This is a genomic window from Pseudomonas sp. P5_A2_2 (assembly GCF_054177685.1).
Genome location: NZ_JBGCUL010000371.1, coordinates 1 through 4,312, shown reverse-complemented (window position 1 = coordinate 4,312; position 4,312 = coordinate 1). Strand labels below are relative to the sequence as shown.

The following is a 4,312-nucleotide window of genomic DNA, read 5'->3' as shown; positions in this document are numbered from 1 at the left end:
GTCCTACATCTGGCAATTCGAGGCAACTCCTGGCAGCGGCGTATTCGAGGACATCATMCTGTTGCCGGCTGGCGACCTGGCKTTCCAAWGCGCCGACGGTACCGCGTTCAAGGTCTCTCCTGACCTCGCCGGGTTGTCGTTGCGGGTCAAGGCGATCTATCAGGACGGTCATGGCACCACGGAGATCCTGTTCTCCACGCCGACGGCTGCCATCGTTGCCGGTGCACCGGTCACGCCAACGGCGCTGGTGCCTGTAGTCGATGCCACCGCGGGTGGCGCGGGCCTGCACATGGTCCGCTCCGACCTCAACTTCATTCTTGACCAGATCAAGATTGCCGAGGCTGATGCGGCCGGTCAGGACATCCTCTCGCTGATCCCGAATATCCGCGCGCCGTTGGGCCTGCGTGCGGTCGACGGGTCGAACAACAACCTGATGAACCTCAACGGCATTAACAACACCGAGTTTGGTGCCGCCGATAACGTCTTTCCGCGCTTGACCGATCCGGTCTTCAATCCGGCGGAAGGGGGAACGTCGTATGCGCAGAACAGCGGCCTTGTGATTGACTCGCAGCCACGCACCATCAGTAACCTGATCGTCGATCAGACAGCGAACAACCCGGCGGCCTATGCCACGGCTTTCAACCCGGGCCTGGACGGCGTGCTGAACTTCGGCGCGGTGGGTAACGACGACGTGCTCAAGGATGGCGTACAGATTGTCGCCAGCCCCGGCCTGGATGGTCAGTTCGGTACTGCCGATGATCACGATGTGTACTTTTTCGAGAACGTCGCGGCGGACGCGGGGTTGTCCGCGCCGTTCAACGCCTGGATGACCTTCTTCGGACAGTTCTTCGATCATGGTCTGGACCTGGTCACCAAAGGTGGTTCGGGCACCGTCTTCATTCCACTGCAACCGGATGATCCACTGTTTGTCCCTGGTAGCCCGACGAACTTCATGGTCCTGACCCGCGCGACCAACCTGCCAGGGGCGGATGGCATTCTTGGTACGGCCGACGACATCCATGAGCAAACCAACACCACCTCGCCGTTCGTGGACCAGAACCAGACCTATAGCTCGCACCCGTCGCATCAGGTGTTCTTGCGCGCTTATCAACTGACCGACACTGGCCCTATAGCGACTGGCAGGCTGATCACCAACCGTGATCTGGGCGCGGATGGCCAGTTTGGTACTGCGGACGACGTCGAAATCGGTGGCATGGCGACCTGGAAGGTAGTCAAGGCGCAAGCCCGTGACATTCTCGGCATCAACCTGACCGACGCCGACGTCGATAATGCCCCGCTGTTGGCGACAGACGCCTATGGCAATTTCATCAAGGGGCCGAACGGTTTCCCGATGGTGGTGATGAAGGGCGTTGACGGTCTTGGTGGCACGCCGGATGACGTCCTTGTCGAAGGCGATCCGCTTGCTCCCCTTGACCTGACCAATGCTGTGCGTACCGGTCACCAGTTCCTCGTCGACATCGCCCACAATGCAACACCGGTAATCGTCGGTGGGGTTCTGCTGGCGGATGCCGATACCGCTGTCGGTAATGCGCAGCCCGTTGACGCGGGCGGCAACAACCTGACCTATGACAACGAACTGCTCGACGCTCACTACATCGCTGGCGACGGCCGGGTCAACGAGAACATCGGCCTGACCGCGGTGCATGCGATCTTCCACTCCGAGCACAACCGGCTGGTTGCGCAGACCAAGGATACCGTGCTCGATTCGGGTGACGTGGCCTTCCTCAACGAGTGGCTGCTCAATCCGGTGGCCGCATTGCCAACCACCCAGGCCGAGTTCGATGCGCTGCAGTGGAATGGCGAGCGCTTGTTCCAGGCTGCCAAGTTCGGCACCGAAATGCAGTATCAGCACCTGGTGTTCGAGGAGTTTGCGCGGACCATCCAGCCCAGAGTCGACCTGTTCTTCGCACCGACCCAGGTCTATGACGTCGACCTCGATGCCTCGATCGTCGCCGAGTTCGCCCACACCGTGTACCGGTTTGGCCACTCGATGCTGACCGAGACCGTCGATCGCTTCGATATCAACTTCAACGTGGTGGGCGACGGCAATCCGAATGCCCTGGGCAATCAACAGACTGGCCTGATCGCAGCCTTCCTCAACCCGTTGGCGTACGCCGCCAGTGGCGTGTCGCCAGAGGATGCGACCAGTGCGATCATACGTGGGGTGACTCGGCAAGCCGGTAACGAAATCGACGAGTTCGTCACCGATGCGCTGCGCAGTAACCTGCTCGGCCTGCCGCTCGACCTGCCGGCGCTCAACCTCGCCCGTGGCCGCGACGTGGGGATTCCCTCACTCAATGCGATCCGCCGCGACATCTACAGCCAAACCGGTGATACCCAACTCAAGCCGTACACCAGCTGGGTCGATCTGGTGCAGTACCTCAAACATCCGGAGTCGTTGATCAACTTCATCGCGGCCTATGGCACGCATGACACGATCACAGGGGCGACCACGATGGAGGGCAAACGCGCTGCAGCCCTGGCGCTGGTCTTCGGTGGTGCGGGTGCACCGGCTGACCGCCTGGACTTCCTCAACAGCACCGGTGCCTTTGCCAACGTAACGCTGGCCGGCAAGGATGGGCTGCTGGGTACTGCCGACGACCTGAAGGGTGTGACGGTCACTGGCGTCGATGCCATCGACCTGTGGATCGGCGGCCTGGCCGAAGCGAAAACCCCGTTCGGCGGCATGCTCGGCTCGACCTTCAACTTCGTGTTCGAGAACCAGCTGGAAAAACTGCAGGACGGCGACCGCTTCTACTACCTGGAGCGTACCTCTGGCCTGTCGATGAATGCCGAACTTGAAAGCAACTCGTTCGCCAAGCTGATCATGGCCAACACCTCGGCCACGCACTTGCCTGGCCTGGTGTTCTCGGACCCAGGGCTCTACCTGGAAGTGGACCTGAGCAAGCAATACAACGATGGCCTGCTCGCCGCCGATCCGCTCGGCCCGAATGCCGGGCAGGTGGTATTCCGCGACAATCCGCTGACCGTGGGACTGGACACCAACTACATCCGGTACAACGGTGAAGAGCACATCGTGCTGGGTGGCACCGACAACGCAGACATCCTCATCTCCAGTGATGGCGATGACACGGTCTGGGGTGATGGCGGCAACGATCGCATCGATGGCGGTAACGGCAACGACCAGCTGCGCGGTGGCGTCGGCGACGACATCATCACCGACACCGGCGGCGACGATAACATCCAGGGTGGCGACGGCAACGACGTGCTGCACGGAGGCAACGGCATCAACCTGATCATTGGCGGGTTCGGCAGCGACTTCATCGTGACCGGTGAGGATGCCTCCGAAGCCATTGGTGGCCAGGGCAACGACTTCATCCTGGGCAGCAAAGCCAACGAACAGGACATGGGTAACGAAGGCGACGACTGGATCGAGAAGGGCACTTCGGATGGTGCCCCTGGCGACAACTTCGATCCGCTCGGCAACGACCCGGTGATCGGCCACGATGTATTCATCGGCGGTAACGAGAACGATAAGTTCAACGGCGAAGGCGGCGACGACATCATGGTCGGCAGTCTCGGCTTCGGTGACCGCTATATCGGCGGCTCCGGCTATGACTGGGCAACCTTCAAGGATCTCGCCCAGGGCGTGACCATCGATTACAGCGACCGCTTCTTCGATGTGCCACCGATGCCAGGTTCGGGCGCCTCGGCGCTGGTGCGTTTCGACATCATGGAAGGGCTGTCGGGTTCGTCCCACGGTGACTTCCTGCGCGGTGATAGCGAAGATGCGACATCGCTACCCACCGCGGGTGCAACCGGCAGTGTGCTGACCAACATCAGCCTGATCAACGGTCTGGCGGGCCTGTTGCCAGTTGGAGCGACGTTCTTCGACGGCGGTAACATCATCCTCGGTGGCAGCGGCAGTGACCTCATCGAAGGTCGCGGTGGTGACGACATCATCGACGGTGACAAGTGGCTGAACGTACGCATCAGCGTACGGGCGAACGCTGATGGCACTGGCGCGGAAATCGCTACGTTCGACAGCATGGCGCCGATGGTTCAGGCGATGCTCAATGGTACTTACAACCCGGGCCAGCTGGTCATCGTGCGGGAGATTCTGACCGGCACTGACAGCTTCGACACCGCGGTGTTCTCCGGTAATGCGTCGGAGTACACAGTCGCTGTCGATGGCAACGCCGTCGTCGTGACCGACCTGGTGGCCGGGCGTGATGGCGTCGATCGCCTGACGGGCATCGAGCGTCTGCAGTTCGCTGACCAGGCGCAGGCGTCCGGCGTTGGCACCGTCTTGAACAGTGGTCCTGTGGGG

The 4,312-nt window shown here is 61.4% G+C and carries 1 protein-coding gene; it reads left to right on the top strand.

Annotated elements, in window-relative coordinates; genetic code table 11:
• Positions 1 to 4,312 (top strand): peroxidase family protein (locus ACXRVY_RS18595; protein ID WP_458237945.1); only part of this gene is annotated, 4,312 nt, incomplete at both ends.